Here is a 17,585-nt window from a genome sequence, read left to right on the forward strand (position 1 = left end):
TTACTTATCCTCGATGTCTATTTTCTCTGCAGCCAGTATCTCTCTCAGATAATCAATGAATTCTCTGGCAATCTGGCTCAATTCGCCCCTCTCTCGTTTAATAAATCCAAAAGAGATTAATTCTTTTAAATCTGTAACGGGAATTGCGTGTATTGATGTTTTTTCATATTGCCCCTGCAGAAGACTGCTACCCAAGTTACACAGATTAGTGTCTAACAGCATTTGTATCATAAGGTGATCGCTGTCCGTAACTATAACTTCCTGTTCACTGTTTACAGGTATAAAGTCCTCTTTCAGATGCCCCCTGTGGCTTCCAATGGAAAAAAAATCTTCTTTTGACTGTATGAATTTTAAGCTTTTCATTGTAGTAAAATCAACTGTTTTTTTGCCGTACAATGGATTTTGGGGACCGACAAAAAGCATGGGAGAAGTTTTTGTAAGTTCTACAAACTCCAGCCGTTTTTTCTCGCAGACATGTTGGAATGCAGCTCTCTGTCTGTCCGATATGTATAAAAACCCCAGTTCAATAACATGTTTATGAAGATATCCCATGATTTCTTCTACATTCCCTTCCAGATACCGGCAACATAGCTCCTCCTGCTCTTTCATCGTGTAAAACCTGGTAAAGAGTGTGGCAAGTTTGGCACTTGGCACAGAAGCCACTTCGAGTGTTTTCGTTTGCCGGATGTTTGTAACCCCTGCAATTTTTTCTGTACTCATCAGAATCTCACAGGCATATTCATACACCTTTTTTCCCTCTGGAGTAAGGCTGACACCTCTATTTTCTCTGTTCAGAAGCTGAAGGTTCAGCTCTTCCTCCAAAGCCTTTATAATCTTGCTGACATGGGGCTGAGTCGTATATAAAGCGTCTGCCGCCTTTTTAAAGCTTCCCATATCTGCACTGACCACAAAATACTGAAACTGCTTCAGCTGCATTTTTTACCTCTCTCTGCCCTATATTCTGAAAATTCCTCAAAAAGACAGCAGGCCGCCTCATGGAAAGGACCGACTACTCTGACTTCCGGTTTCACCTTTTTACATACCTCCATACACCTCTCACACCGGTTAAGGAAGGGGCATCCCTCCGGAATCTCTAAAGGGCTTGGCGCTTCGCTCTCAATACTCTGAATTGCTCTGCAAAAATCCATATCGGGTGAAAATACTGCTCTTAGCAGAGCCTGGGTATAGGGATGCCGCGCGTCTGCAGCTACTGCCTCTCCCGGCATCAGCTCTACAATATTTCCAAGATACATAACTGCTACCCTGTGGGCAAAGGACTGTACCAAAGCCAGATCATGGCAGATAAAAATAATGGTCAGATTCTTCTCCCTCTGCAGTCTGACAAGAAGCTCAATAATATTTTTCTGTACGGATACATCAAGAGCAGATGTTGCCTCATCACACACCAATATCTCCGGTTCCAGAGACAAAGCCCTGGCAATTCCAATCCGCTGCCGCTGTCCCCCGCTCATATTATGGGGATACCGGTACATAAAGTCCTCCGGCAAGTCCACCATCTGCAGCAGCCTGGCCGCCGCATCCTCCTTATGGGCTTTGGTAACCATCCGGAAATTCATCATAGGTTCTGTGAGTATATCTATAATTTTCATCTTGGGGTGAAAAGACGCCAGGGGATCCTGAAATACCATCTGTATATTTTTTCGGTTCTGCCTTAGAGCTTCTCCTTTCATAGAAGACAAGTCTTCTCCGTGGTATAAAAGCTTTCCTGAAGTCGGTTTTTCCAGCTGCACAAGCATACGGGCGAAGGTAGATTTGCCGCATCCGCTCTCCCCTACAATTCCAAGAGTCTCTCCTTGCTTTACCTCCATAGAAATACCGCTGCAGGCAGTTAACGTCCTGTTTCCGGGAGCCGGATATTGTTTTGTCACCTGCAGACTCTGTAATATTACCGGATTGTCTTTATACAATACGCTTACCTCCCATCACAGGAACCGCGGACAGAAGTTCCCTGGTATAAGGGTGAGAAGGATGGCTGAGCACCTCTTCTCTGCTCCCTGCGTCTACAACTTCACCTGCTTTCATAACGATCAGGCGATCTGCCATATAGGCAGCTACCCCCAGATTATGAGTCACAATAATAATACCTGTACCATAGTGGCTGCGCAGTTCCATCATTTGTCTGACAATCTGCGCCTGAGTTGTAACATCCAGGGCACTGGTAGGCTCATCGGCCAGTAACAGTTCCGGCTGAAAGGTCATAGCCATGGCAATCCCAACTCTTTGGCGCATACCTCCGCTCAACTGAAACGGATAGCTTTTCATTATCGATTCTGGATTAGGAAGGCGCATGCGTTCCAGCATTCCGCTGGCCTGCTTCCAGGCCTCTTTATGGTCTGCTTCGCTGTGCTCTACAATATATTCTGTAAACTGTGAGCCAATCTTCCTGATAGGGTTCAAAGTTCCGCCGGAATCCTGAAATATCATGGCAATCTTTTTCCCGCGGACTTCTCTCCAGGTATCCTTTCCATACGTGCTGATATCCTCACCATGAAAAGTTATATTCCCTCCTAGGATTCTGCCGCAGGCCGGCAGTGCACCCAAAACAGCCCGTATCACCGTTGTTTTTCCGCTTCCGCTTTCTCCCACAATACTAATAATCTCAGAAGGCTCCATAGACAAATGAAACCTATCCACAACCAGATGTTCACTGCCATAAGCCACTTGCAAATCATTAATCTTTAGCATTTCCCTTTTCCTTTTCTACTCGGCCAGTGCGATATCCTTGGTTAGCCAATAATAATCCATAGGGTACATAGAAACTCCTGTAACATTTGCAGACGAAATCAGATATGTGGTTTCATATCCGAAAAACACAGTGGCTGCATCGTCCATGATCAGCTGCTGAATCTCAATGGTCAGTTCCTTTCTCCTATTTTCGTCAAATTCCGCAGATAATTCCTCCAGAAGAAAATCAACTTTTTCATTGCTGTACCCGGCATAATTGTTATTTTTACTATTCTCATTAAATGTCATCCAGGACTCTCTCAGGTATTTTTCCGGTTCTCCTGTATTTGCAACCAGTACATTCCAAATAAGAAGGTCATACTCCCCTGCTTCCTGCATGTCCAGAAGTGTTTCGTAGCTTACCGTATCTATCGTCACCCTGATACCGATATCTTTCAGGCTCGCCTGAGCTGCCTGGGCATAGATACCCAGCTCTGCCCTGCTGTCATAAATCACGAAATGAAGATCCAGATCTTCTCCGGAAGGAGTCTCTACATAGCCATCCCCGTCATTATCTCTATATCCACCCTCTTCCAAAAGGGCTTTTGCACCCTCGGGATCATAGGCATTCTCATCCGTTAATTCATCAAACCCAAAATCCAGAGAAGGAGGGACCGGGGCTTTGCCCGCAACCGCGCCTCCCTCCAGCAGCACATCACAGTAGGTCTGCCTGTCAAGTCCCCGGATTACGGCCTGTCTCAGGGTTTTATCTGACAGCGCCCTGTGCTGGTTCATAAATGCATGGGTGGAGCGCAAAGAGGATAATTCCTGGATCGTATAATCTTCACTGTTTTCAAAATCTACCAGATTCTCTACTTTCAGATTATAGGCAATGTCAATCTCCCCAGTCTGCAGCGCCATAGATCTGGTTGTCTGATCATCAATGCATTGAAAGGTAACCCTGTCCAGGGGAGCCTCCCCGCCCCAATAATATTCATTGCGTGTAACAACACAGGACTCTGTGGGGCTGAATGACTCCACTTTATAAGGTCCTGTGCAGACTGGTCCCTCCATGGCAAAGGAGTCTGTGTCAGCGGTAGTATCCACAATCAAAAACAGGGGATCCGCCAAACTTCCAGGTACTCCCTGAACCGGTGTTTCCGTGGTGATTAAAAGATTCTGACCATTTACTTCCATGCTTTTATAGGTGAAATAAGAACTGCTTGCCCGGTCATTCATTGAAAAAGTCCTCTCAAGAGAAGCCTTTACCAGTTCCGGAGTCATCTCCGTGCCATTGGAAAATGTTACACCCTCCCGTATCTTAAAAGTCCAGGTCAGTTTATCATCGCTTACATCCCATGATTCTGCCAGACAAGGGGTTAGTTCTCCCTCCTGGTCAAAAGCAGCCAGGGTTTCCCCAATTCCGTATCTCATAACAACCCAGCTGAAATACTGTTCCGTCGGTTCCAGGGTATCTGCAAAACTAGTTACACCGATGTTCAGTTCCCCTCCTTTTGCCAGGGAGACAGTTTCTTTCGTACTTTTATCTTCGGCTTCCTTTGAAGTACTGTCACCTCCGCATCCGGTGAACCCGGATACTGCCATAGCAGCCGCAAGTCCCACAGCGACCAGCTTCCCATACCATTTTTTCATTATTTTTCTACCTCCAAATATAATCTATACTTGCTTCTGTCTGGGATCCAGAATATCTCTCAGACTGTCTCCCAGCATATTAAATACTACTACAACAATGACAATGGCCAGCCCCGGGTAAATCATCAGCCAGGGTGCCTTCGCAATATACGCTCTCCCCTCGTTCAGCATAAGCCCCCATTCCGGTGTGGGCGCCGTAGCTCCAAACCCCAGAAAGGAAAGTCCGGCCAGTTCAAGCATCATACTGCCGATGTCTGTGGCGGCTGTTACAGCCATGGTCGCAATCATATTAGGGAGCACATACCGCAAGAGTATCCTTCCTGTTTTTGTCCCCGTTACTTTTGCCGCTTCTATGTATACACTGTCTTTTATCTTTAGCACCAGGCTTCTGGAAAGTCTGGCATACTTTGTCCAGGTTACTGCACTGATGGCAACGACTGCATTAAGCATACTCGGCCCCAATAGCCCTGCTATGGCGATAGCCAGCACCATTCCCGGAAAAGAAATCATCATATCCGCAATGCGCATAATTATTTCATCCGTAATGCCCCCAAAATAGCCTGCAAGTACCCCCAAAAAGGTCCCCACTGCAAAAACCACCATCACCAACATAAGTGTCATGCTTAAAGAAGCTCTGGTGCCATAGATTACCCGGGATAGTACATCTCTTCCCATTTTGTCCGCTCCCCAGGCATAGGAAGCTCCAGGTGCTCTCAAAGAGTCTGTCATTATAGGATCCAGCGGATCTTTCGGAGCAATCCACGGGGCAAATACAGCAACTCCGATAATTGCCAGGGCAAGTATGGAAAAGATTGTAAATTGTTTGTGGTGCTTTATAAAATTCCAGGTCTTTTTCACTGCAGTGCCTCCTTCAGTCTTGGATCCAGACGGTGATAAGATAGATCAACCAGCAGATTGATGGCCATATAAATAAGAGCAATCCACAAAACATAGCCCTGAACCAGAGGATAATCTCTGGAAGTAATGGCACTGACTGCCATATTTCCCATACCCGGCCAGGAGAAAATTAGTTCAACCACTGCCGTCCCTCCCAGCAGATTCCCCAAAGAAAGTCCCAGAAGAGTAACCAGGGGAAGCATTGCGTTGGGAAGTACATGCCGCCAGAGAATAGCCCTCTCTTTCATGCCGCGCATGCGTGCCCCTGTCACATAGTCCTGATGTAATTCTTCCAGCACAGCAATACGCACCTGCCTGGTATACTTTGCCGACATGGCAAAGGCAAGGGTAAATGCAGGCAGAAGCAGGTGTCTCCAGTCAGTGCCACCCCCTGCAACAGGCAGCCATCCAAGCTTTACTCCAAAAACGCTCAGCAGTATCAGTCCCAGCCAGAAATTTGGGATGGATATGCCCAGAAAGGTAGTTCCCCGTACGATATAGTCAACAAATTTATTCTGATAATAAGCAGCGAAGATTCCTGCCGGGACCGATATCACCAGCATGATGGCCAGAGATGTCAGGGACAGTTTCAGTGTAGGCAAAAGGCAGGACATCAGTTTGTCAAAAACCGGTACCTTCATGGAATAAGACGTCCCCATGTCACCCTGAATGATATTTTTCAGCCAGGTTCCGTACTGTATCAGAAAGGGTTTATCCAGGCCCAGCTCCGCCCTTGTCTTTTCCAGCAGTTCCGGAGTAGGAACATTTCCGCATTCCGTCAGCATAATCTCAGCCGGATCACCGGGTGACAAATAAGTAAGTCCAAAGGTAAAATAGCTTATTCCAAAAAGGACTATCACAATCTGAATCAACCGTTTTACAATTTGTTTTCTGTTCACATCAGTTCCTCCTTCTGCCCGGTCGCCTTCATCTGTCAACGGCGGGTCTCATCAACACTTCATCAAGCACAGACATATTTTCTCAAAAAAAAGATGCAGCCAAAATTAGCCGCATCTAACCACTGAAATATAAATCCGCCGCAGTCTGCGGCGTATGATTCACACAAATAGTTACTTATCGACCGTAAGCAATTACTTCAACTCAACAATATAAGCAGTTCTCCTGACTTAGGTTCATAGCTTTTCACACCTTCCCAGAGCATCCTCCAGTGGTATCTTTGTGAAAAGCTCCCCATCACAGTGGCGGGACCGTACCGGAATCGCACCGGTTTCTCTTTTCATCCTGTTAGGAACTTATATCTTTATTCATTTAACATGGTCAATTATACCATAAAAAGTATAAATGTCCAGAAAATAGGTATTCCAATTTGTTATAAGTCAAGTTCTGTATTTACTGGTTTAACGCACCTTTCCACCACGTTTGTTCTCTCAGAAATTTATTCAGAAGGAAAAACAGAACATACCCGACGCACCCGCCAAAGGTGTTCATGATCAGATCATCCACATCCGCAGAACGCCCGATAAAATATTGTAATGTTTCAATCCCGAAGATAAACACCATTACACATAATGCTGTCTTCCACCATTTTCTTACGGAAGGGAATACCACGGGCAGAATAAATCCCAGGGGAACCAGCATAACTGCGTTCATAAATAATTGTTCAATCATCTTGGCAAACCCCATGAGATAGGTTTCTTTTACCCACACAAATGGGACAAGGTTTAAAAAATGATACCCCGGATGAAAGGTTATCCCTCCCATGAAAACAGTGACATAAAGAATACTCAGGATTACCCCGATGAAGCAATAGATAGAGAGATGCCGTACAACAGGTCTTTTTCCATATTTCTTTTTGTTATATATATAAGCTGGTAGATAAATCAGAAAGGATACAACGGCTGTTATTGGAAACACCATTAGAACGTAAAAAATAATCATAGGATATCCCTGCCTTCTTTCATTAGTACCTGTATCACAGGCCTGTATAGTTCAAGTGTACCATGTGTACTATTTATATTAGTACACTTGGTACACTTGAACTATACACAATTTATTCTGCAGCGTCAAGAAAGCAGAGAAAATCTTAAGGATATATTCAGAAACTTCAGAATGTATTAAAATATTTTTATTATAATATATTTGTAAGCAGAACCCAATATTATGGATCTTTCATTTATCATATCCGCACACAAATAGTTAAGACGTCTCCAGAGTAACTTGCTGATATAGAACCACCTATTTTTTCAATTAAGGCTTTCGATATAGACAAACCTAAACCTGTTGATTTTCGGGCATTATTCACTGTATAGAAACGGTCAAATAATCGTTCCACCTGCACTTCCGTTAAACCTTTCGCATGATTTGAAAATAAAAATTCACCATTTTCAGTCAGCGTGATGTTCAGATCTCCATCACTATATTTAACGGCATTGCTCAATACATTTCCCAAAATACGGGATAAAGCATACTCATTTCCCTTCCGCAATATTTTTTTATCTGGGATAGATATCTGTGGAACAATATGATTTTGCTTAAGAATGGAATAATATACGGATATACTATTCTCTAAAATCCCGTTTAGTGTTACTGTTTCCAGCACCATGTCCTCTGTATCTGATATTGCTAATGTATAATGAAACAATTCTTCCGTGAGCTGATTCAAAGCCCGTGTGCGGTTTTCTATTGCCAAAAGATACGTTTTCCCAGTCGGTGAACATTCTTCGTTTCTCAGCAATTTCAGATACCCATAAATTGCTGTCAGAGGTGTTCTGAGATCGTGAGATATATTAGTAATAGCTTCTTTTAGTTCCAAATCTCCATATTCATATTTCTGTCTGCTTTGGTATAAATATTTCAGCTGTGTATTAAGAGCGGAAGCTAATTCCTTCATGTCTTTATCGTGGCTGGATATTTGGATAATTGTATTTGTATCAGATTTTAACTTTTCCGCAAAAGAGATGCGGATTTCCCTTGCAGACTTTTTTAAATAGTAAATTTTAAGTCCCAATATTATAATAATAAGCACAAATCCAATCATTACATAATATATCCAGTCTCCCATACATAACTCCTCTTTACTTAATGTCTTTCTTCTGAAAGAATACCATACCAGTGATTGTTGCAATGCAGGAAATAGCTGCTAAACATAACATTTTTAAGTTTAAATCCCCAAACTGCATACTCATATACTGATATGCCTGGCCCGAGGGTAGATAATTAAATAAAAATCCCAACACAGTACGTTTTACCCCTGTATAATAATCTGGCAAAGAAAGCATAGAACCAATATATGCTTCTGTAAATAAAGACAAAAACGAAGCAACCACACAAACGGCAACTGATATTGCTTTGTTATGACACAGCATAGAAAAGAAAGTATAAATCGAACAATACGAAGTAATCAATAAAAAGGAACTGAAGATAATTTTTAAGGCTTGGCTGATTTCTATGCGTAATGAGCCCAGAAGAGGCGTCCCCGCAACAAGTATTACTAGAATATATATGAAACACATAAATGACACAGCTAAAATATTTGTAATTAAATTTGAAAGATACACTTTAAATCTTGCATGACCCACAATTATTTTATTTCTTATAGTGCCGTCACTATACTCTGTCCCTGCAAAGAAACTGACAAAAATTGCACTTATTATTCCTGTGATGAAAGCATAGACAAATAGTATATCATCCAAGTTCAGGTCTTCGCCTAGCTTTACAGACGATTTATATTCTGTAAGCATTTTGAATATACCATAGAGGAGCATAAATAATGAACCAAACCAAAAAAGTTTGTTTTTCCATAAACGTACAATGTTGGCGTGTAAAAGATTATTCATTATGAGAACCTCCTATCAAATTAATATAATAGCTTTCCAGGCTTTCATCCAGCTCATGCATGGATAAAACCTGACAATTTTCTTTTTCTAAAGCTAATACCAAAACAGAAATCGGAATATCCCCATAAACATTTGCCTGTGTATCTGAAAGTATATCATATTCAAAGTTCATTATGTCTAAAACATAAGCAAGAACTGATGTCTCAGTCACTGTTACTTGTGTACATTTTCTGCAATTTGTTTCCACTTCCTTTGCTGTAATTTCTTTTAGCATAGTTCCATTGTCTATAAATCCATAGTGTGTTGCTAATCTTGACAATTCATCCAGGATATGACTTGAAATTATTACTGTAATTTGGCGTTCACGATTCAGCTTCAAAATAAGTTCTCTAATTTCAATAATACCCTGTGGATCTAACCCATTTATTGGCTCGTCTAACATAAGCATATCAGGGCTGCCTGCCAATGCAAGTGCAATTCCTAATCTTTGACGCATACCTAGAGAGAAATTTTTCGCTTTCTTTTTCCCTGTATTTTCTAATCCTACTAATTTGAGCAATTCTGGTATATCTGCAAAGGAAGGAAGTCCTAATATACGATATTGCTCCTTCAGATTATCCGCTGCAGTCATATCAAGATAAATAGATGGAGTTTCTACAACAGCACCTATTCTTCTTTGAACCTCTAAAATTCTCTTATCTGTATTTTGGGTTCCGTATAATGTGTAATTTCCAGATGTGAGTTTTTGAAGACCGCATATCAGTCTGATTACAGTGGTTTTACCAGCTCCATTTTTACCTACTAACCCGTAGATTGCCCCTTTGGGAACGTGCATAGAGAGATTGTTTAATGCTTTGAAGTGCCTATATTCTTTACACAAGTGATTCGTACTTAACACATATTCCATAGCCGTTCACCCTCCTTGGTTTGTTCTATATTTACTGTCATTCTATAAGAGAAGTGTTAAGAAACCTGTAAAGAAAAGTGCAAAGAAACTGTAAAGCTTTACGATTCTGCCATCTTAAAACCTATTCCCCATACTGCTTCGATATAATCTTTGCCGGTTACCTCCCGCAATTTCTTTCTTAAATTACTAACATGTACGCGCAGCGAACTCTCCATACAGTCCGGTGTGTCTTCACTGATGCGGTCGAGTATAACCGTTTTTGTAAGAATCTGTTTTGGATTTTCCATTAAAAGCTTTAATATCGCAAATTCTGTCTTCGTTAATTTTACATTGCGATTAGTAATTTGAACCTCATGCGTGTCCAAATATAAGGTAATATCAGCATAGTTCAATGTCTGAACAGGGTTACATTTTGAAGTATCCCTAAGCTGTACAATTATCCTTGCCAGCAATTCATCAATTTCAAAAGGCTTTGTGATATAATCGGCAGCTCCATTCAGCAAAAGAGCCACCTTATCTTTCACATCAGCTTTCGCACTCATAACAATTACAGGAATATTTACTATTTGGGATAACACTTCTTCACCAGATAATCCTGGCAGCATCAAATCTAATAAAATCAAATCGGGTTTACAATTTGACAAAAACAGCAAAGCTTCTGTGCCGGAATAGGCGTGATAAACTTTGTATCCTGCCTGTGTCAAAATATTATCCAACATATCATTAATGTGTACATCGTCATCTATAATCAAAATATGATTCACTACATTTACCTCTATTAATTTCTTAATTTTCTTATCGGCTATTCTATCATATTCCTATCTAACATCCAGTATTTTATAAAAATGACGCAGATAATGTCTCCACTACCTACGCCATTTTTCCAGTACTATTTCATCACTAAATTAATAATCTTCTTTGGTACATAAATTTCTTTTATAATATTTCCGGTTAACTTATCCGCAATTGCTTCTTTACCCGCTGCAATTGCTTCTTCCTTGGAGCTTTCCGCGTTGATGCTGATAACTGCCCTGGTTTTGCCGTTGATCTGCACAGGCACTTCGATTTCATCGTCCTTCATCGCATTCTCATCTGCCTTTGGCCATAAGGTGTGGAAGACGGAGTCTTTGTGGCCATATGCTTCCCAGAGTTCCTCTGTGAGATGGGGTGCAAAAGGAGCCAGAAGCTGAATAAACGTCTCGATGGTCTCTTTGTCAATGCCCCCTGTCTTTTTTGCCAGATCAATAAATTTATTATTGTACTCCATAAAGCCGGAGATAACGGTGTTCAGACTAAAGCTTTCCAGACGCTGGGTAATGTCATATACCAGCTTATGGCGCAGCTTTACCATTTCCTTTGTCTCAGCGATGCCGGCTTCTCTGCTGTCCATGGCCAGTTTCCAGAAACGGTTCAGGAAACGGTATACACCGTCAATGCCCCTGTCATCCCATTCCGCGTCCAGTTCCGGGGGACCTACAAACAGTTCATACAGGCGGAGAGAGTCACAGCCGTAATCTCTGACCAAATCGTCCGGGGATACTACATTTCCTTTGGATTTGCTCATCTTAATTCCGTTCTTTCCGGTTATCATCCCCTGATTGAACAGCTTCTGGAATGGCTCATCAAAGTCAATAGCTCCAATGTCGTACAGGAATTTGGTGTAGAAACGTGAATACAGCAAGTGGAGCACTGCATGTTCTACGCCTCCGATATACATATCTACAGGAAGGTATTTATCTGCCTTTTCTTTGGAGACCAGTTCATTATCATTTTTATTATCTACATACCGCAGGAAATACCAGGAGGAACCAGCCCACTGAGGCATAGTATTTGTCTCTCTTTTGGCAGGAGCCCCGCATACAGGGCAGGTAGTATTCACCCACTCGTCAATAGCTGCCAGAGGCGATTCCCCGGTCCCTGTGGGTTCATAGGAATCCACGTCAGGCAGAGTCAGCGGCAGCTGGTCTTCCGGAACAGGAACATTCCCACAGTGAGGACAATGGATGATAGGAATCGGTTCTCCCCAATAACGCTGACGGGAAAATACCCAGTCACGCAGTTTATAATTCACTGTTTTCTTCCCAATTCCCATATTTTCGATCATCACAGGAGCTTCCTGTTTCAGAACAGCGGATTCCATGCCATTCCATTCGCCGGAATTGATCATGGTTCCCGAAGCCTCTGTGTAAGCCTCTGTCATATGCTCGATTTCTTTGCCGTCTTTAGCAATAACCTGGACAATCGGAATATTGAATTTTGTTGCAAACTCAAAGTCACGGTCATCGTGGGCAGGTACGCACATGATGGCTCCGGTTCCGTAATCTGCAAGTACATAGTCAGAGAGCCAAATCGGAGTTTTCGCCCCGTTCAGGGGATTGACCGCATAGCTGCCTGTGAATACACCTGTCTTTTCTTTGTCCTGCAGACGATCCACGTTTGATTTCATAGAAGCATCGTAGATATATTTTTCAACCGCTTCCTTTGTCTCGGCAGTCGCAAGAGAAGCTGCCAGCTTGTGCTCCGGAGCCAGAACCATAAAAGTAGCGCCATGAAGGGTATCCGGTCTGGTGGTGTACACTGTAATTTTCTCTTCTCTTCCTTCAACGGGGAAGTCAACCTCCGCGCCATAGGATTTGCCAATCCAGTCAGACTGCATCTTTTTAACCTTTTCCGGCCAGTCCAGTTTGTCCAAATCACTTAAAAGGCGATCCGCATATTTTGTAATCCGCAGCATCCACTGGCGGAGATTCTTTTTGGTAACGGTGGCGCCGCAGCGCTCACAGCATCCGTTGACAACCTCTTCATTCGCCAGTCCTGTCTTACAGGACGGGCACCAGTTGATAGGGAATTCCTTTTCATAAGCCAGACCTTCCTTAAACATTTTCACAAAAATCCACTGGGTCCATTTATAAAAATTGGGATCTGTGGTATTTACTTCCCTGTCCCAGTCGTAGATAGCAGCAATATCATTGATCTGCTTTTTGATATTCGCAACATTCTCTGCTGTGGATTTTGCGGGATGTACGCCCATCTTTATGGCATAATTCTCTGCGGGAAGTCCAAAAGCATCCCATCCCATGGGATGGATCAGATAGTATCCCTGCATCATTTTATAGCGGCTCCATACATCAGAGATCACGTAGCCTCTCCAATGCCCAACATGGAGGCCATTTCCGGAAGGATATGGGAACATATCCAGACAATAATATTTGGGCTTCTGGCCGTCATCCACGTTTACCGGTTTTTCTTCCCAGTTCTTTCTCCACTTCTGCTCAATTGCCTTATGATTATAAGGTGTAGCCATGTTTCTTTCCTCCTACATATATGTGATTTGGTACAAAAAACCCTCCCGTGTCTATGCCCTATAAGACCATAGAGACGAAAGGGTTAACATTCCGTGGTACCACTCTACTTCATCCCAAAGGGGATGCACTCGTTCTTCTGTAACGGGAAGTTCCCGCCCTGGCCTACTGAAAGTATATGTTCAGCCAGAGAACTCTGAGGCGAGTTGGGAGTTCTTCACTGCTGCCTTCCACCTGCCGGCAGCTCTCTGAAAGCTGAGAGACTCTTACTGCTCCTCTTCTGCGTTTTTGTCTTATTGACTAACTGTTATTCTACCCAGAACGGGAAAATTTGTCAAGGGGATGCAGGAAATTCCTGTTTTACTCCATGATTTGTATGGTAACCGTCGTGCCTTCTTCCCTGGAGGACGCATAGCTCATCTTCCATCTGTGCAGTTTGATTATATCATAACACAGGGCAATACCGAACCCATTGTCTTTGACTGTCTCCCCGGGCCACCGATGGTTTTTGTTCAGATATCTGAGATCCTCTTCCCCTATCTCTTCACCATCATTCCAGACAGTAATGTATTTGCCCTTTCCGGTGAGCTTCACCCGATCGCCTGCTCTCTTCCCATTGGAAATCAGATTTTGAAACAGACATTTTATTAGGTTCGGATCCCCGGTGACGGAAATAATGTCATTCTCTATCTCAAGTCCTTCATAGCTTTCTTTCAGCTCCTGAAATAAAGTATCTGCGTTTATCTCCAAACAGCGGATGTTGCCTTCTCTAAGGTTTCCCATGATCAAAAGTCTGTCCACCCGTTCGGCCAGCGTGCGGGCTTCTTTTACAATCTGCTGTCCTGCAAAAAAACGATCCTCCTCGCATATCTTTCCCATCTGCACATATTGCCCGTAGCCCTGGATAACGGTAAGCGGATTTCTCAGCTCATGGGCAATATGATTGACCGGTTTATAAATTTTTTTCATCGTTATATAGAGCATTGTACCAATAATGGCTGCAAGCATAAGACTGGCACAGGCAAGACCGGCGAGACGCCATTTTTGTTCTTTGTATACCTGACTGATATCCTCCATGTAAATTATCTCATAAGAATTGCCCCGAATCTCTTCTGTATCATGGAGCAGCACATATTTTCGGCCGCTGTATGTTACAATATCCGCGCTGTATGCAAACTTCAGATCGTCGGGAATATAATTTACAATACTCTTTCCGTCTGCAGAGACAGACATCCTGGCATTCCCTGTGTAATATCCTCTGCAGATATATTTTATCTGTTCATTGATATCCGCCGTATCCTCGAACTCTGAGATTGCATAGGCAAACCGCTGTTCACCCATAAGGGCCATCTCTATCCACCGCTCCAGGTCATTCTTAAACAGCACCTGAGACAGACAGAAAAGGCCTGTATTCAGTACCAACAAAAATAACAGGAAGGTAATCAGATAATTTTTTTTCCATAGCTGCATCTTATACCTCCAGACGGTATCCATACTTAAAGATAGTTTTTATCTGCTGTTCCAGCCCCAATTTTCTCCTGATGCGCTGAATATGTACGTCTACGGTTCTGTCGTCACCGAAGTAATCCCTTCCCCAGGCAAGATCTAGAAGCTGGGCTCTTGAGAGTGCTATATTTTTATTAACAATTAAAGCCTGCAGAAGCTGAAACTCCCTGTTAGTCAGCACCACCTCTGTTCCCCTTCGGTATACCATATGTTCTTCCAGGTTAACCTGAAGATCCTTCAGACAAAATAGTTTCTCTTCTTTATGAAATCTCCGCAAAACCACCTGCACCCGCGCAATCAGCTCTTCCATAGCAAATGGTTTTACCATATAGTCCTCTGCTCCGCTATTCAGTCCGCGCACACGGTCAGGCACCTGATCCCTCGCGGTAACATAGATAACAGGCAGTCCCCCTATCTCTTTTATCACCTGAAAGCCATCCATGTCCGGCAGATTGACATCCAATAAAACCAAATCTATCCTAACCCCGCCGTCCTGCACCAGCCGCACTCCTTCCCGCCCTGTGTAGGCCTGAAGGCAATGATGTCCTGTCATTGTCAGTGTCCGCCGGATTAATTCATTAATCCCTCTCTCGTCTTCTACAATTAATATTTCTGCCACATTGCTTACCTTTCCACGCCGTCTTTTTTCTTTTATTTGGGATGATCTGAGGTTTCGTAAGCCAATTCCCCGATCTTAATCAGATCTTCCAGGGATAAATCCGATACCTTCATCTGTGAAGCATCCAACCCAAGGGCATCACAGTAATCTTTGATTACCTGTCCGCCTCCGTCAAAGGCGTAGACGTCGCTGATATACACCTCTAAAGTAAAGACTCCCTCTTTTGCATTCTCTGAAAGAAGGGGGTTGTCTCCCAAATCCTTTTTCAGCGTTAATGCCTCCTCATAATTTCTCATATCTCTGGTGATGTCTTTCATCGTAACCGTCTCGTAGTCCAATCCGTAACGGGTGCACACCTCTTTTACAATCTCCTGATCCTCTACCACCTCCCGGTACAAAGTGCTGTCATACCAGCCCCGATAATAGGGAATCTCCTCTTTCACGCCCTCGTTCAGCGATTCCGAAGCTTCTTCCGCCACTCTGCGCTCGGTAAGATTCTGGCCATACACAGCCAGGATCCCCGCTGTTCCAGTGACTCCCAGAGCTGCTGCCGCTGCAATAATAATTACCTTATGTTTTCTCCATCTTTCTTTCCTCATAAGCAGTCCTCCTTGTATCCTATCTGTTTTTTTTCTTCAATTACAGTGTACGGAAGACATATTGCAGACTTATTACAGGAGAAGAAAAACATGCACTTAATTATCATTTTTCAGAACCTCCATGGATAATATCAGATAGATTCTGTTTTTAGGGTCATCCAAATCCATACATAGAAAACGTCGGATCCGCCTTAGCCGTTCCAAAAAAGTTGTCCGGTGAATAAAAAGGACTTCTGCAGCTCTGCTTGTATTACACTTTTCCCGGTAATACGTTTCCAGGGAAGCCAATCAGCTTGCCTTCCAGCTCTTCCTTTATTATACATGCACTTAGTCTCATCCGTATTCTCACCTTATCTTATATCTTTCTCAATTATACTTCCTGATGCCAAAGCTTTCAACGTTTTTACTTTTCAATACTACAAATTGATGTGCCATTTATCAAAATCCGCTCTGTATTGCGGATAGAAAAAATAGTTAAAAGCTTCTACAATTATAATAAAAAACAGATAGGGAGGCAGCTGCATGAATGCAAAAGAAAACCTGATTCGCACACTTACCGTAGACCATCCCCAATGGGTTCCTGATATGCTGAAGGATTTTCGTTATCTGATTGGTCAGGCTGAAATTGGAGAAATGGAGGAAAATGATTATGACTGGTTCGGAGTTCATTGGACCTCATCCGCCGACGGACCCGGTATGCCCGCCCCTACTCCGGGCAGAGAAGTTTTAAAGGATATAGCCGATTGGAAAAACTCTGTTGTATTTCCAGATCTGGATGCTGTAGACTGGGATTTCATTGCTGAAAAGTGGGGAGTACTGAAGGACCGGGACACGATTGCGAATTATTATCTCATTCCCCAGGGTATTTTTGAACGGACTCACGCCCTGATGGGCTTTGAGCAGGCATTGATTGCCTTATATGAAGAACCCGAGGCCTATGAAGAGCTTGTGGAGGCCATTACCTGTTATAAAATCAAGCTATACCAGAAGCTGATAGATCATATGGGCGCAGATGTCATTGCACACAGCGATGATTTTGGCACACAAATCAGTACTTTTATCTCCCCTGCGATCTTCCGCAAACTTTTTAAACCCCGACTGAAACGGATTGCAGATGCGATTCATGAGAAGGGATGCATTGCTATTATGCACAGCTGCGGAAAAGTGGATGCTTTGGTGGATGATTTTGCAGAGTGCGGTTTTGACGGTTGGGAGCCCTGTATGGTGTGCAATGATCTGGACAGTCTTGTAGAAAAACATGGACACCACTTTTCCTTCAGCGGAGGGCTGAATGCCCAGGCACTAAATGTTCCATCTACTACAGAGGAAGATATACGGGAAGAGCTTCACAGGCGAATCGGACAGCTGGGCCGTTTTGGGGGCTATATACCGGCTTATGTATTGCTGGAACCCAGATTCTATAAGGTCTGTTCTGAGGAAATCAAAAAATATAAATTAAGGTAATTTAAAACCGGCGATATGCTCTCTTTTAGAGGCATATCGCCGGTTCAGACTGTAGACAAAGTCCGAGGACAAGTGCCTCGGATTTTCTTCGCCATTGAGCCAGAAAAGTCAGCACTTACAAGACTTTGAGGCTCTTTTTTGGTATAATAGATGTAT

16 protein-coding genes, 1 riboswitch and 1 other annotated feature are annotated in these 17,585 nt (G+C 43.1%); of the genes, 1 reads left to right on the forward strand and 15 read right to left on the reverse strand.

Annotation, left to right across the window (positions count from 1 at the left end; genetic code table 11):
- The 15 genes from GKG41_RS20990 to GKG41_RS21060 form a co-directional block, all read right to left on the reverse strand.
- Positions 1-936 carry a LysR family transcriptional regulator gene (locus tag GKG41_RS20990; RefSeq protein WP_154261771.1) on the reverse strand — a complete coding sequence of 312 codons (936 nt, stop codon included), beginning with the start codon at positions 934-936 and terminating at the stop codon, positions 1-3.
- Positions 927-1,928, reverse strand: a complete 1,002-nt coding sequence (locus tag GKG41_RS20995; protein WP_154261772.1) for an ABC transporter ATP-binding protein — start codon at positions 1,926-1,928, stop codon at positions 927-929. The genes GKG41_RS20990 and GKG41_RS20995 overlap by 10 nt, the downstream gene beginning before the upstream one ends.
- Complete coding sequence (locus GKG41_RS21000; protein WP_154261773.1) at positions 1,921-2,706, reverse strand: ABC transporter ATP-binding protein; 786 nt, start codon at positions 2,704-2,706, stop codon at positions 1,921-1,923. The genes GKG41_RS20995 and GKG41_RS21000 overlap by 8 nt, the downstream gene beginning before the upstream one ends.
- Before the next feature lie 15 nt (positions 2,707-2,721).
- Positions 2,722-4,338, reverse strand: a complete 1,617-nt coding sequence (locus GKG41_RS21005) for an ABC transporter substrate-binding protein (RefSeq protein WP_199884610.1) — start codon at positions 4,336-4,338, stop codon at positions 2,722-2,724.
- Positions 4,339-4,362: 24 nt separating this feature from the next.
- A complete protein-coding gene (gene nikC, locus GKG41_RS21010) occupies positions 4,363-5,196 on the reverse strand; it encodes a nickel transporter permease (protein WP_347563374.1) in 834 nt (277 codons plus the stop codon).
- Positions 5,193-6,134, reverse strand: coding sequence for a nickel ABC transporter permease (gene nikB, locus GKG41_RS21015; protein ID WP_347563375.1), 942 nt, complete (start codon positions 6,132-6,134; stop codon positions 5,193-5,195). Before nikB ends, nikC begins: the two co-directional genes overlap by 4 nt.
- A gap of 195 nt (positions 6,135-6,329) precedes the next feature.
- Positions 6,330-6,507: riboswitch (cobalamin riboswitch) on the reverse strand.
- Positions 6,508-6,585: 78 nt separating this feature from the next.
- The gene (locus tag GKG41_RS21020) at positions 6,586-7,134 is read right to left on the reverse strand and encodes a VanZ family protein (protein WP_154261774.1); all 549 of its coding nucleotides are present in this window, start codon (positions 7,132-7,134) and stop codon (positions 6,586-6,588) included.
- A gap of 238 nt (positions 7,135-7,372) precedes the next feature.
- Entirely contained in the window at positions 7,373-8,257 is an 885-nt protein-coding gene (locus GKG41_RS21025; protein ID WP_154261775.1) for a HAMP domain-containing sensor histidine kinase, read from the reverse strand.
- 13 nt (positions 8,258-8,270) lie between these two features.
- Positions 8,271-9,032 carry an ABC transporter permease subunit gene (locus tag GKG41_RS21030; RefSeq protein ID WP_154261776.1) on the reverse strand — a complete coding sequence of 254 codons (762 nt, stop codon included), beginning with the start codon at positions 9,030-9,032 and terminating at the stop codon, positions 8,271-8,273.
- The gene (locus GKG41_RS21035; RefSeq protein ID WP_154261777.1) at positions 9,025-9,939 is read right to left on the reverse strand and encodes an ATP-binding cassette domain-containing protein; all 915 of its coding nucleotides are present in this window, start codon (positions 9,937-9,939) and stop codon (positions 9,025-9,027) included. Before GKG41_RS21035 ends, GKG41_RS21030 begins: the two co-directional genes overlap by 8 nt.
- A 98-nt stretch (positions 9,940-10,037) precedes the next feature.
- A complete protein-coding gene (locus tag GKG41_RS21040) occupies positions 10,038-10,703 on the reverse strand; it encodes a response regulator transcription factor (protein ID WP_256281302.1) in 666 nt (221 codons plus the stop codon).
- Between the two features lie 125 nt (positions 10,704-10,828).
- Entirely contained in the window at positions 10,829-13,243 is a 2,415-nt protein-coding gene (gene leuS, locus GKG41_RS21045) for a leucine--tRNA ligase (RefSeq protein ID WP_154261778.1), read from the reverse strand.
- Between the two features lie 67 nt (positions 13,244-13,310).
- Positions 13,311-13,533: a binding site (T-box leader), on the reverse strand.
- A 68-nt stretch (positions 13,534-13,601) separates the two neighbouring features.
- Positions 13,602-14,711 (reverse strand): HAMP domain-containing sensor histidine kinase, encoded by a 1,110-nt coding sequence (locus GKG41_RS21050; protein ID WP_173015677.1) that lies wholly within the window; start codon positions 14,709-14,711, stop codon positions 13,602-13,604.
- A gap of 1 nt (position 14,712) precedes the next feature.
- Positions 14,713-15,366 carry a response regulator transcription factor gene (locus tag GKG41_RS21055; protein ID WP_226903495.1) on the reverse strand — a complete coding sequence of 218 codons (654 nt, stop codon included), beginning with the start codon at positions 15,364-15,366 and terminating at the stop codon, positions 14,713-14,715.
- A 32-nt stretch (positions 15,367-15,398) separates the two neighbouring features.
- Positions 15,399-15,965, reverse strand: coding sequence for a hypothetical protein (locus GKG41_RS21060; RefSeq protein ID WP_154261780.1), 567 nt, complete (start codon positions 15,963-15,965; stop codon positions 15,399-15,401).
- A 522-nt stretch (positions 15,966-16,487) separates the two neighbouring features.
- On the opposite strand from GKG41_RS21060, the gene GKG41_RS21070 reads away from it, so the two are divergent.
- Positions 16,488-17,429 carry a uroporphyrinogen decarboxylase family protein gene (locus tag GKG41_RS21070; protein ID WP_154261785.1) on the forward strand — a complete coding sequence of 314 codons (942 nt, stop codon included), beginning with the start codon at positions 16,488-16,490 and terminating at the stop codon, positions 17,427-17,429.
- Positions 17,430-17,585 lie beyond the last annotated feature (156 nt).

The organism is Lactonifactor sp. BIOML-A5 (assembly GCF_009677585.1).
Classification (GTDB): Bacteria; Bacillota; Clostridia; order Lachnospirales; family Lachnospiraceae; genus Lactonifactor.

Bases quoted from the DNA above. Each gene is read 5' to 3' on its own strand.
- GKG41_RS20990 (WP_154261771.1), bottom strand. From the start codon at position 936: ATGCAGCTGAAGCAGTTTCAGTATTTTGTGGTCAGTGCAGATATGGGA.
- GKG41_RS21000 (WP_154261773.1), bottom strand. From the start codon at position 2,706: ATGCTAAAGATTAATGATTTGCAAGTGGCTTATGGCAGTGAACATCTG.
- GKG41_RS21005 (WP_199884610.1), bottom strand. From the start codon at position 4,338: ATGAAAAAATGGTATGGGAAGCTGGTCGCTGTGGGACTTGCGGCTGCT.
- GKG41_RS21020 (WP_154261774.1), bottom strand. From the start codon at position 7,134: ATGATTATTTTTTACGTTCTAATGGTGTTTCCAATAACAGCCGTTGTA.
- GKG41_RS21025 (WP_154261775.1), bottom strand. From the start codon at position 8,257: ATGGGAGACTGGATATATTATGTAATGATTGGATTTGTGCTTATTATT.
- GKG41_RS21030 (WP_154261776.1), bottom strand. From the start codon at position 9,032: ATGAATAATCTTTTACACGCCAACATTGTACGTTTATGGAAAAACAAA.
- GKG41_RS21035 (WP_154261777.1), bottom strand. From the start codon at position 9,939: ATGGAATATGTGTTAAGTACGAATCACTTGTGTAAAGAATATAGGCAC.
- leuS (WP_154261778.1), bottom strand. From the start codon at position 13,243: ATGGCTACACCTTATAATCATAAGGCAATTGAGCAGAAGTGGAGAAAG.
- GKG41_RS21050 (WP_173015677.1), bottom strand. From the start codon at position 14,711: ATGCAGCTATGGAAAAAAAATTATCTGATTACCTTCCTGTTATTTTTG.
- GKG41_RS21060 (WP_154261780.1), bottom strand. From the start codon at position 15,965: ATGAGGAAAGAAAGATGGAGAAAACATAAGGTAATTATTATTGCAGCG.
- GKG41_RS21070 (WP_154261785.1), top strand. From the start codon at position 16,488: ATGAATGCAAAAGAAAACCTGATTCGCACACTTACCGTAGACCATCCC.